The sequence below is a fragment of the Kitasatospora sp. NPDC058406 genome, assembly GCF_042722765.1.
Taxonomy (GTDB): Bacteria; Actinomycetota; Actinomycetes; order Streptomycetales; family Streptomycetaceae; genus Kitasatospora.
Map to the genome: position 1 here is coordinate 13731 of NZ_JBHXKE010000143.1, position 10189 is coordinate 23919.

Sequence of the window (10189 nt, forward strand, 5' to 3'; positions counted from 1 at the left end):
CGACCTCCTGCTCGCCCCGGCACCACCGACCGACCGACCCGAGGAGCCGCGATGAGCCCCCCCCCCCCCCCCCCCCCCCCCCCCCCCCCAACCCCCCCCCCCCCCCCCCCCCCCCCCCCCCCCCCACAAACAAACCACCACACCACCCCCCCCCCCCCCCACTGAACCACGCGGCCCGCCGCCCACCCGCCGGCGGGCCGCTGTGCTGTGTCGGTGCCCGCAGCCGTCGAGAAGGTGCGGTTGCTTCCGGGCCACGATCACGGTGGCCGTGCCATCCGGCCCAGCTGATATCGCCCGATGAAGTGACAAGCGGGTGTCACTCGGTCCGGGGCCGTCCGTGCTCTGACTCCTTGGGACTGGTGACCTCCTCATTCCTCGGGACGTGCCGTCGTGGCTCGGTGGGCCTGATCGCCGCAGCCGTTCTCTGCTCGTCGGCCGTCCTCGGTGCGGGCACGGCGCGAGCCCAACCGCTGCCCGTTCCCGTCCCCGTGCCGTCGCCCGTGCCTTCGCCGTCCGCCGGCACCGCGCCGCCGGACGAGGGGCTCGCGCCGCCGACCGGGCCGCTCGGACCGGACGGAGAGCCGGCCGCGGTGGCCGAACCCGGCCCGGCCCCGACGGCGGAGGCCGTCCGGGAGTGGACGGACACCGCGTTGGCGATCGTGGAGGGCGAGGCCCGACTGACGGCCGTGCGGGACAGGGCCGTACGCCTCCGTCAGGACGCCGCCGCCGCCGTGGCTTCAGCGGACGCCGGGCGGGTCCGGCAGGAGGTGCTGGGAGATCTGCTCAGCGGGTTGGCCCAGGCCCAGTACCTGAACCACGGGATGGTCCAGCTGGCCGCCTTCCTCAGCTCCACACCCGAACAGAGCCTTGAACGATGGCGGGGCGAGCGGCTCAGCGACGACGCCCTCGCCGACCGCTACCACGATGCCGAGGAGGTGCGCCGGGCCCGGGCGCAGCAGGCGGATCTCGCTCGTGCTGCCGAGTCGGCGGGCGCCGAGGAGGTCCACCGGGTCGAGGCGGACCAGGGCGGTCTGGTGCAGCGGCAGGAGAGGATGCGCGCGGATCTCGCGGGCCGGTTCGGGGACGGGGTCTGGCAGCCGGGGGCGTACCGGAACTCGGCGCCGGCCGACGGCCGGACCGACCCGGTCGCCCAACGCGCAGTGGCCTACGCGCTGAGCCGCATGGGCAGCCCCTACGTCTGGGGCGCGACCGGGCCGACGGAGTTCGACTGCTCCGGCCTGACCTCGAAGGCGTGGGAGGCGGCCGGTGTCACCGTGCCCCGGACCAGTCAGGAGCAGTGGGCGAAGCTCCCGCGCGTTCCGAGTGGCGCTCCGCTGCGCCCGGGTGACCTGGTGGTCTATTTCGAGGAGGCGACCCACGTCGGCCTGTATGTGGGTGACGGGTTGGTGGTCCACGCGCCCCGGCCCGGCACGGTGGTCCGGCTCACCGCTCTGCAACGGATGCCGGTCGCCGGAGTGGTGCGGCCGGAGCCTTCACCGCCCCGGCCGTAGCGTCTCGTCAGGCAGCGGGCCGTCACCCGTCTTCACGACATGGCCGTGCCCTCGCCGAGGAAGTCCCTCACTCCCGATTCCGGCCGATTCCCGGTATGGGACACACACTGTTCTCTCCCGGCCTTCCCCGGCAGCTCGGCGAAGTCATTCGCGAGCACACCGTGTAGAGAACGGAAGGCCGAGCGTATCCCCGTCCACGCCCCCCGAATGCCGTCCGGCGGTGCCCGCCCGTCATCGGCGGTGTCCGAGTCCCGCAAGGGGCGCAGCCCGTCAGGCACACCGGGCATCCGGAACGAGGGCCGGTGCGGCGTGACTACTGCGACGCCCGCGCTGCTGCCCCCGCGGAGGCGACATCCAGGTCGATCACGACCTCCTCACCCTCCCAGCGGCCGCGCTCCGAGATCACCAGGCCGATCAGTGCCAGATCGCCGGCCTGGTCCCGCAGCGCGTACTGCTCGTGGGTCTCCTCGCCGAGGTCACCCAACTCGTCACGCTCCCAGGCATCCACCGCGGCCTCGGCCACAGCCCTGGGCAGTCGCACGGTGACACGGCCGACCTGGGCGTCGACATGCTCCCCGATCACTGCCAGCACCTTCGAGTCTTCCCGATACCGGACGTACTGCTCCTGATCCACCACAGGGCGAGGCTACTCGGACTGCTGAAGCCGTCTCGACCGAATTGACCCAACGGTCCTGTGCGGTCATGGCAGTAGCGTTTCCCCGGCCCCGGCCCCGGCGGCGAGGAGGGAAGGGGTGGCCCGTCCGGTCGGGCAGTCGACCGGAAGGCCGATCCGAACCACCCGGACCACGTGCTGACCGCGACCGACATCGCCTTCTCGATCGACCCGGTCTACCGCATGGAGCTGCTGACCGGCAGCGGGTGGTCAGCCCGCCACTGGGATCTGGGCGTGTGGGAGGAGGCCGGCGGACGCGGCTTCTTCAAGAGTGCCAAGTGGTCCGGGGCGGACGAGATCACCGTGTTCGCGGAGAAGGAGACCACGGTGTTCACCGTGGACCCGGTCAGTGGCCGTCCGGGCGAGCCGAGGGCGGGGGCCCGGTAGTCCGCTCGCCTGACAGTGGCGCGTGGCACAGTTCTGCCCATGAACATCGCCGCCACGCCGCACAGTTGGGACGGCGCCGTCGCTCTCTTCGAGCAGCGGAGCCTGCCCGTCAGCACCTACGAGAACCTGTACGAGGAGGACTACGACGTCCACGCGGGTGACCTCGCCATCGACGGCCACCTCGACCTCGACGCCGTCGAGCCGGACGGCACCGGCTACATCGTCGACGGGAACCTCGACGTCGCCGGCGCGATCCTCAACCTCGACGACGGCTGCCCCGCCCTGATCGTCCTCGGTGACCTCAGGGCCACCGCCGTCTACCTGGAGGGCGACGCCAAACTGCTCGTCCGAGGGAGCGTCCACGTCGAGGCGTTCGTCGGCAACATGACCGACAAACTGGTGATGATCCACGGCGACCTCCACGCCCACGCCACCGTCCTGTCCTCCGAGTTCGCCCCGGACCTCATCGGCGGCGCCCTGCACGGGCCCGTCCTCGCACCCGACTACCTCGCTCCCGCTCCCGGCCGACCGACGGTCGCTCCCGAAACGGTGCTCGTTCCCGAGGTCCTGCGCACCGACGCCGACGACGACCCCGACGACCTGCGCTGCTTCGACGCTCCCGGCGTCCACGGCGGGCGCCTCCTGCGCCGCATCGAGGCCGGTCTGCCCGTCACCCTGACCGCCCGGTCCACGGCCGGGCCCGCCACCGGGCGGTAGCGGGGGCGGCTCCTCCCGGACATCGGCTCCGGCCGATGTCCGGCGGGCCCCGCTGCCGTCTGGCTCGCCAGCCGTGGCCGTCGCCGGGTCGTCCTCGCCCGCTCCCGAAGCCGGCACGGCGACGTCATCGTGCTCCTGGAAGGGCTCAGGATCACCGGCCCGCCGAATGCCGACGACCGGCTGGCGCGCCAAGTCCGCATCCCGATAGGGTCCTTGGACGAGGAGGGATGACCTTGGGCATGGATGATCTTGTCGCCGGCCGGTTGCCACGGCCGGCGGTGATGGCGGAGCTGGCCCGGACACGGCCGGTGTTCCACTCGGAGGCCGACCTGCAGCACGCGGTCGCCCGGACGCTCTGGGAGCTCGACCGCGAGGTGCAGTGCCGCCTGGAGGTGCGGCAGACCACCTCGGACGGTGTCGAGCACCTCGACCTGCTCTGTGCCACCGCGGAGGGTCGGACCGCGGTGGAGTTCAAGTACGTCAAGAGCGCCTGGAGCGGAGCGGTGGGTGCCGGACCTTCGGGCGAGCAGTACGCCCTGAAGGCGCACGGTGCCTCTGATCTGGCCAGGCGCGACTTCGTGTTCGACGTCGCACGGCTGGAACGGTTCTGCGACCGGCCGGACCAGAACGGTCTGGCGCTGATGGTCACCAACACGTCGGCCTTGTGGCGGGAGCCGAAGCCGTCGGCGAAGCTGCCGCGCGACCACGCGTTCCGGTTGCACGAGGGCGGCGAGCTGACCGGGGAACTGCTGTGGGGCGGGGGCGACTACCCGCCCAACACCCGCGTCCTGCGCGGAACGTACCCCCTGCGCTGGCAGCCGTACTCGATCCGGCCCGGGGCGGCGGGGGAGTTCCGATACCTGGCCCTGTTCGTCGAACCGGGCGTGACGGCTCCCGCGGAACCGGACGCCTGGGAGGCGGACAGCCGACCGGCCTGATCGCGCCAGGCTCGGCCCGGACGCACCCCCGGAACCGCGGGCGCGTCGGCGGCGAGCGTGTGGACGGGCGGTTCGCGCGCGGGCGCCCGTCGGCTCCTGCTTCGGCCTCGGCTGAGTACGGATACTCAGGCGCCCGCCGCTCGTGCGGCCTCACACTGGGGACGTCATGACGGATGCGAAGGGGGCGGTTGTGAGGCGTGCGAGGGTTCTCACGGTTCTGGCGGTACTGGCGGCGTGTGCGGTGACGGGTGCGGGCCCTGCGGCCGCTGCCGATGACGTGCTGCTCCCGCACCCCGGGCCGGACGGTCTGGTGTGGGTGCCGGACCAGGTGGGGGACGGCGGTTTCGTGTCGGGCGGAGCGTGGAGCACCCTGCCGACCGTCCTCACGGTGGCCTGCGAGGGCGGCGGCAGCGTGCAGGTGACGATGGAGTCGCAGGGGGCGCAGACGGCCTCGCTCACCGTGGACTGCCCGGTCGGAACCGCCGGGGTGGGGTCGGCGACCATGGCTCCGGGGGTCGTGCTGGGATCCTTCTACGTGGGCGTCGACGCGTCCGGTGACACGATCCGGTGGGCCGCGACGGTGACCCAACCGGAGTAGACGCCGCGTAACGGGGGCTGCCGCCACACCACCGTGCGGCGGCAGCCCCCGCACCGATGAGCACCGTCCGCCGGACGCCGCCGGACGCGCGACCGCGGACGGCCGGACCCTAACCGGGAAGGTGGATCAGGAAGCCCCAGGCCTGCTGCTCGTCGCGGACGTCCAGCGGTCGCAGGGCGATCCGCTGCGGAGCGATGTCCAGCACGCTGAGATCGAGCGCAAGCTCGGTCCCTCCGACCGGACCGCCGGGGACGACCACGTGGAACCGGGAGGCGTCCGGATCTCCGGCCGGGCGGAGCTCCCACTCCCGGGGCTCGGACGAGCCGACCACCTCGGAGTTCTCCTCCGGATCGCCGTAGTAGCCCGCGTAGGAGCGGTGCCGCTGGTTGCGGAGCAGGACGTTGCCGTTGTCGAGTTCCTCCACCTCCCACGACTGCGCCTCCACCTTGCCTCTGTGGGGCGGGAGGAGCAGCACGTGCTCATTGACTCCCGGCAGGCTGAGCAGCCGCTCGTTGGGCTTGTCGATGCCGTAGGTGCCGCTCGGTACGGGTGCCATGGGCGGTCTCCCCTCGTTCGTGTGGTGCCGCACGGCACCGCAGATCGATGAATGGGGCGATTCAACCCGCGAAGGACGGGACGTGTACGGACCGACGCGAGGTGTCGGCCCGCCGAGCCCGGGCACCTGGAGGCGCAGACCGGTCCGGTACTCGGCCGTGGCTGCGGTGCTGCTCCGGACGAGTACGCGCCCGCGTCAGGGCGAAGGCGGCGCCGGGGCGTTGCGGTGGGCGGCGATCCAGGCGTCGGCGTCGCGGAGGGCGGTGTCGAGCGGGCCGAAGAGAGTGCCGGTGGCGGGGACGACGGCGCCGGGCCCGAGGTGCTCGGCCAGACCGGTGTCGGCGACGATCCTGGCGAGCGGGGGCTGGACGCCGGCGAGGATCAGGTGTCCGCCCGCGTGGTGGAGTTCGTCCGCCTTGCGGCGCAGGAGCTTGATCATGGCGGACGACGGTACGTCGGGGAGGGTGCGGACGACGAGGACGAGGACGGCGCCCTCGGCGGGCGCGGGCCAGCTCCGGTCCATGCGGGGGAGTTCGGCGAAGAGGCTGACGCCGTTGTAGTCGAGGACGGTGACCTGCCCGGGGGTCAGCCGGTCGGGCGGGGGTGCGGTCCTCCAGCGGCCGTCGCCCGCGGGTTCGAGGGCGAGGAGCCGGGACTGGCGGGCGGCCTGGGCGCAGTAGAGCAGGAGGGAGACGACGGCGCCCAGAATGACGGCCTGCTGGAGCGGGAGCTCGGTGGTGGCGAGGAAGGTGAGGGCCATCGCGGCGGTCGACAGGGGAGAGGTCTTCAGGACGAGGCGGATGTCGGGGATCTTGCCGGCGATGAGTTCGGTGCCGACGACGATGATCAGGCCGCCGATGACGGGCATCGGGATGCGCTCGGCCAGGGGCGCGAGGGTGAGGACGATCGCGGCGAGCCACAGGCCGGAGAAGATCCCGGTCCAGCGGGTGCGGGCGCCGGCGGAGACGGCGACACCGGTGCGCGACAGGGAGCCGCCGACCGGCAGGGACTGGAACAGGGCCCCGGCGACGTTGGCCGCACCCTGGGCGGCGAAGTCGCCGTTGACGGAGGAACGGGAGCCGTCCGGGTTGGGGACGGTCGGGGCGATACCGGCCGCTTGCGCGAGGGCGACCAGGGCGATGGAGACGGCGCCGCCGAGCAGGTGCGGGAACGCCGACCAGTCGGGGGCGGTGAAGTGGGGCAGGGCCGAGGGGATGTCGGCGATGCCCTCGACCAGCTCCACACCGGTGCCCAGCGCGGCGACCGCGCTGCTGACGACCACCATGGCGATCAGCAGCGCGACCGTTCTCAGCCGCTTCACGGCGTGGGCCAGGGCCCAGACGCCGACGGTGGCGGTCGCGGTCAGGGTGGCAGCGAGCTCCCAGGAACCGACGTGCACCACCCAGTCGCCCAGCTGCACGAGCTTGTTGTGGCCCTGCGGCTTGTATCCGGTGGCGTCCTTCAGGACACCGGTGATGATCTGCACGGCGATGCCGACGGAGAAGCCGGTCATCACCGCGTTGGAGACGAACGAGAGCACCACTCCGAGCCGCAGGACGCCCATGAGCAGCATGACGAGGCCGGTCATCACGGCGAGCATCGCGATGTTCCCGCCGCTGCCGGCATCGAGGCCGGCGTCGGCCAGGACGCTCTGCGCCGTGAGTGAGATGGCGCTGGTGAGGGTGGTGACCATCAGTACGGTGCGGGCGGTGATCGAGCCGACGACGGCGGGTACGACACCGGAGAAGAGGCCGGCGACCGGGTTGAACCCGGCGATCGCCGCGTACGCCATGCCTTCGGGGATGCTGAACAGGCCGGTGACCAGACCGGCGGAGACGTCGGCGGGCCGCGGCCTGCCCAGGTGGGGGCGGCGGAGCCTGGAGGGTGCGGTTGGGGTCATGCGCGGCTTCGGTGGCATGCGGGGCCGTGGTCGCGGTGTCGGACGGTCAGGGAGTGACGACCGGGAAGGACTTGTCGACCGGTGTGACCAGGGAGAAGAGGCGATCGAGGGCGCCGAGGTCGCCCTCGTGGTCGATCTTCTCCGAACCGCCGCCGGCCAGCAGGCCCAGCAGCTGGGGCTTGGTCAGGGTCAGGGTGAGGTCGGCGGCTGTCCTGGCCGCGCCGCTCGGGGGAACGGTGCGGTGGGTCAGGGCGCCGTTGCTGAGGGTCAGACGGTGGCGCCGGCGCTCGTCGACGAGGGCCAGGTCGATCGTCAGGTTCTCCTGCCAGGCCCGGGGGCCGTCGACGCGGACCGCGATCGAGTCGAGGAGCATGTCGACGGTCAGGGCCATCGCCATCTCGGGGTTGGTGGAGTCCAGCAGGATGGTGCCCGGTCCCTGGCGCAGTTCCAGGGCCGCGGTGAGGAAGAAGTTGCGCCAGGGGCCGTTCTCCGCGCCGTGACCGAGCCGGTCGTAGACGCCGGCGAGCGCGTCCTTGGCCGCGGTGTCGGAGGCGTCGGCGAAGACCAGGTGGTTGAGGAGGGTGGCGGCGAAACGCAGGTCGCCGTCCTGGGTGAAGGCCCGGGCCTTCGCCAGTGCCTGCTCCCGCCCGCCGAGCGCGTCCACGTACCGGCGGGCCTGCTCCACCGGCGGGTGCTCCCACAGGTGCGCCGGGTTGCCGTCGAACCAGCCCAGGTACCGCTGGTAGACGGCCTTGACGTTGTGCGAGAGCGAGCCGTAGTAGCCCCGCGCGTGCCAGGAGGTCTCCAGCGCCGGCGGCAGCTCCAACTGCTCGGCGATCTCCGGCCCGGTCAGCCCGTCGTTCAGCAGCCGCAGGGTCTGGTCGTGCAGGTAGGCGTACAGGTCGCGCTGCGCCGACAGGAACGTCACGACGTTGCCGTGACCCCAGGTGGGCCAGTGGTGCGAGGCGAACGCCACGTCGTACCGTCCGTCGAAGAAGTCGATCGCCTCGTCCAGGTAGCGCGCCCAGATCCGGGCGTCCCGGACCACTGCGCCGCGCAGGGTCAGGATGTTGTGCATGTTGTGCGTGGCGTTCTCCGCCAGGCACAGGGCCCGCCTGTCGGGGAACAGGAAGTTCATCTCGGCCGGGGCCTCGGTGCCGGGGGTCAGCTGGAAGACGATCCGCACCCCGTCGACCGTCTCCTCCTGCCCGGTGTGGGTGATGTCGAGCGTCGGCGGGATCAGCGTGATCGTGCCGGTCGAGGTGGTCATGCCCAGCCCGGCACTGATCTGTCCCTCGGGGCCCTTGGGCAGCCGGTCCCCGTACATGAACATCGCCCGCCGGGTCATGGCGTTGCCCGCGTAGACGTTCTCGCTCACCGCGTGTTCGAGGAAGCCCACCGGGGCGATCACCGGCACCCCCTCCTCCGTACCGGCCGGCAGCACACCGCGCGAACCGCCGAAGTGGTCGCCGTGCGAGTGCGTGTAGACCAGGCCCGTCACCGGCCGCCGACCCCGGTGCTCGCGGTACAGCGCGAGCGCCGCCGCAGCGGTCTGCGCGGAGATCAGCGGGTCGATCACGATCACCCCGCGCTCGCCCTCCACCAGCGTCATGTTCGACAGGTCCAGACCCCGCACCTGGTAGATGCCCTCGGTCACCTCGAACAGGCCCTGCTTCGCACACAGCTGCGCCTGGCGCCACAGGCTCGGGTTCGCGGTGGGCGGGCATTCGCCCCGCAGGAAGTCGTAGGCGTCGTTGTCCCAGATCACCCGCCCGTCCTCGGCCTTCACCACGGCGGGCACCAGCGAAGCGATCAGTCCGCGCTCCGCGTTCTCGAAATCCGTCCTGTCACCGAAGGGCAGTGAGGAGGTCATGCGTCGCTCCGATCCAAAGCCGAGCCGGGAACCCCGATCCGCGGCCCGCACCGGGCGCACCCGGCGGCGGAACGGCGGCGTACCCGGCCCACCCTAGGACGATCACGGACAGGACCCCGAGTCCTGTTGGACCTTCCGGGTGAAGGCCGAGAGACGCGCCACCGACACTGCCCTCGGCCCCTTCTCGCCACGAGCGTGCGCAAGGCCCGGCGCCCCGTCCGGCGCCCCGTCCGGTGCCCCGTCCGGCGACGCCGCCCGAACCGGGTGCGGGTCGGTGGCGGCCACCGGCGGATGCGTCCTCGTGCGGCTACTCGAAGCGTGCGGGGTCGCCGGCTCCGCGGCGGACGATCTCCGCTCCGCCGTCGGAGAAGTCGACGACCGTGGTCGGGGTCGTGCCGCAGTCGCCGGAATCGACGACGGCGTCCAACACGTGGTCGAGCCGTTCCTTGATCTCCCACCCCTGGGTCATCGGCTCGTCCTCGCCGGGCAGGAGCAGGGTGCTGGACACGAGGGGCTCGCCGAGCGTGGCGAGCAGGGCCCGCGTGACGGTGTGGTCCGGGATCCGGACGCCGACGGTCTTCTTCTTCGGGTGCATCAGACGGCGCGGGACCTCCTTGGTGGCGGGGAGGATGAAGGTGTAGCTGCCCGGTGTCGCGGCCTTGATAGCGCGGAAGACGTCGTTGTCGATGTGGACGAACTGCCCCAGCTGGGCGAAGTTCTCGCACATCAGGGTGAAGTGGTGGCGGTCGTCGAGGCGCCTGATCGACCGGATCCGGTCGAGGCCCTCGTGGTTGCCCATGCGGCAGCCGAGGGCGAAACAGGAGTCGGTCGGGTACGCGATGAGGGCTCCGGAGCGGAGGCTGTCGGCCACGGTGTTGATGGTGCGGGCCTGGGGGGTCTGCGGGTGAACGTCGAAGTACTTCGCCATTGGCCGACCCTACGGGATCCGCCCGGCCGTCGTGGGACCGGCCCGCGGTGGCGCGCTGCCGGCGGGGCTCGCGCGGACGGCCGTCCGCGCGAGCCGGTCAGGGCCTGTC

Annotated in this window: 10 protein-coding genes; 5 read left to right on the forward strand and 5 right to left on the reverse strand. The window is 72.2% G+C overall.

What is annotated here, in order from left to right; translation table 11 throughout:
• Nucleotides 1-359 precede the first annotated feature (359 nt).
• Nucleotides 360-1511, forward strand: a complete 1152-nt coding sequence (locus tag ACFWOG_RS25580; protein ID WP_380361121.1) for a C40 family peptidase — start codon at nt 360-362, stop codon at nt 1509-1511.
• 313 nt (nt 1512-1824) lie between these two features.
• Here the strand turns inward: ACFWOG_RS25580 and ACFWOG_RS25585 are convergent, their stop codons facing one another.
• Nucleotides 1825-2094: a hypothetical protein gene (locus ACFWOG_RS25585; protein ID WP_380361122.1), complete on the reverse strand. Its 270-nt coding sequence runs from the start codon at nt 2092-2094 to the stop codon at nt 1825-1827.
• A gap of 225 nt (nt 2095-2319) precedes the next feature.
• Between ACFWOG_RS25585 and ACFWOG_RS25590 the strand changes: the two genes are divergently transcribed.
• The 4 genes from ACFWOG_RS25590 (at nt 2320) to ACFWOG_RS25605 (ending at nt 4824) form a co-directional block, all read left to right on the forward strand.
• On the forward strand, nt 2320-2571 hold the full coding sequence (locus ACFWOG_RS25590) for a hypothetical protein (RefSeq protein WP_380361123.1): 252 nt from the start codon (nt 2320-2322) through the stop codon (nt 2569-2571).
• Between the two features lie 39 nt (nt 2572-2610).
• Nucleotides 2611-3288 carry a hypothetical protein gene (locus ACFWOG_RS25595; protein WP_380361124.1) on the forward strand — a complete coding sequence of 226 codons (678 nt, stop codon included), beginning with the start codon at nt 2611-2613 and terminating at the stop codon, nt 3286-3288.
• Between the two features lie 239 nt (nt 3289-3527).
• Complete coding sequence (locus ACFWOG_RS25600; protein ID WP_380361125.1) at nt 3528-4226, forward strand: hypothetical protein; 699 nt, start codon at nt 3528-3530, stop codon at nt 4224-4226.
• A gap of 277 nt (nt 4227-4503) precedes the next feature.
• Complete coding sequence (locus tag ACFWOG_RS25605; RefSeq protein ID WP_380361126.1) at nt 4504-4824, forward strand: hypothetical protein; 321 nt, start codon at nt 4504-4506, stop codon at nt 4822-4824.
• A 109-nt stretch (nt 4825-4933) separates the two neighbouring features.
• Here ACFWOG_RS25605 and ACFWOG_RS25610 read toward each other — a convergent pair whose 3' ends face one another.
• The 4 genes from ACFWOG_RS25610 to ACFWOG_RS25625 all read right to left on the reverse strand — a co-directional run bounded on the left by ACFWOG_RS25610 (nt 4934) and on the right by ACFWOG_RS25625 (nt 10080).
• Entirely contained in the window at nt 4934-5380 is a 447-nt protein-coding gene (locus tag ACFWOG_RS25610) for a hypothetical protein (RefSeq protein WP_380361127.1), read from the reverse strand.
• A gap of 195 nt (nt 5381-5575) precedes the next feature.
• Nucleotides 5576-7279, reverse strand: a complete 1704-nt coding sequence (locus ACFWOG_RS25615; RefSeq protein WP_380361128.1) for a SulP family inorganic anion transporter — start codon at nt 7277-7279, stop codon at nt 5576-5578.
• Nucleotides 7280-7325: 46 nt separating this feature from the next.
• Nucleotides 7326-9152, reverse strand: coding sequence for an alkyl/aryl-sulfatase (locus ACFWOG_RS25620; protein WP_380361129.1), 1827 nt, complete (start codon nt 9150-9152; stop codon nt 7326-7328).
• Between the two features lie 307 nt (nt 9153-9459).
• On the reverse strand, nt 9460-10080 hold the full coding sequence (locus ACFWOG_RS25625; protein WP_329875879.1) for an L-threonylcarbamoyladenylate synthase: 621 nt from the start codon (nt 10078-10080) through the stop codon (nt 9460-9462).
• Nucleotides 10081-10189: the final 109 nt, after the last annotated feature.

Bases quoted from the DNA above. Each gene is read 5' to 3' on its own strand.
- ACFWOG_RS25595 (WP_380361124.1), top strand. From the start codon at position 2,611: ATGAACATCGCCGCCACGCCGCACAGTTGGGACGGCGCCGTCGCTCTC.
- ACFWOG_RS25600 (WP_380361125.1), top strand. From the start codon at position 3,528: ATGGATGATCTTGTCGCCGGCCGGTTGCCACGGCCGGCGGTGATGGCG.
- ACFWOG_RS25610 (WP_380361127.1), bottom strand. From the start codon at position 5,380: ATGGCACCCGTACCGAGCGGCACCTACGGCATCGACAAGCCCAACGAG.
- ACFWOG_RS25615 (WP_380361128.1), bottom strand. From the start codon at position 7,279: ATGACCCCAACCGCACCCTCCAGGCTCCGCCGCCCCCACCTGGGCAGG.
- ACFWOG_RS25620 (WP_380361129.1), bottom strand. From the start codon at position 9,152: ATGACCTCCTCACTGCCCTTCGGTGACAGGACGGATTTCGAGAACGCG.
- ACFWOG_RS25625 (WP_329875879.1), bottom strand. From the start codon at position 10,080: ATGGCGAAGTACTTCGACGTTCACCCGCAGACCCCCCAGGCCCGCACC.